The following is a 565-nucleotide window of genomic DNA, read 5'->3' as shown; positions in this document are numbered from 1 at the left end:
GCTGTCATGGCGTCTTGCCTGCGTGGCCTCTCCACGCGTCCCTCTCATCGAGCCTCTCGTCACACTCTTCTGGAAGGTGAACGAGAACGTCATGGAATTTGCCATATTGGGCCCGCTTCGCATGAACGAACAGGGGCGTTCTTATACCCCAACCGCACCGAAGCAACGGCAGCTGCTGGCCCTGCTGCTCCTCAACGCCAATCAGGTCGTTTCCACCAGCACCTGTATAGATGAACTGTGGGAAACGTCGCCACCCAACACGGCGCTGTCCACCCTGCAGTCCTATATCCTCCAACTGCGGCGCACACTGCGCAGGGTCCCGCGTATCGGCAGTTTACAAGCCGCGCGTCGCGTTCTGGAGACCCGCGATGGTGGCTATTTGCTCGCGGTCCGCAACGATGAACTCGACGTCAATATCTTCACGTCGCTGGTGCGCGAAGGCCGCGCCCAACTGCACCGCGACGATCACACCGCGTCCGCTCTCCTGACCCGTGCGCTGACCATGTGGCAGGGTTCCGCGCTCTCCGACGTCCAGGCGGGTCCGGTGCTCCGAGCCCACCTGGTG

At 62.3% G+C, this 565-nt stretch carries 1 protein-coding gene; it reads left to right on the top strand.

Annotated elements, in window-relative coordinates; genetic code table 11:
- Positions 1–76: 76 nt before the first annotated feature.
- On the top strand, positions 77–565 hold a 489-nt coding region (locus KUM32_RS36410; RefSeq protein ID WP_217146172.1), incomplete at its 3' end, for a winged helix-turn-helix domain-containing protein.

This window comes from Streptomyces sp. AC627_RSS907, assembly GCF_019049165.1.
This window is presented reverse-complemented; position numbering and strand designations above follow the sequence as displayed.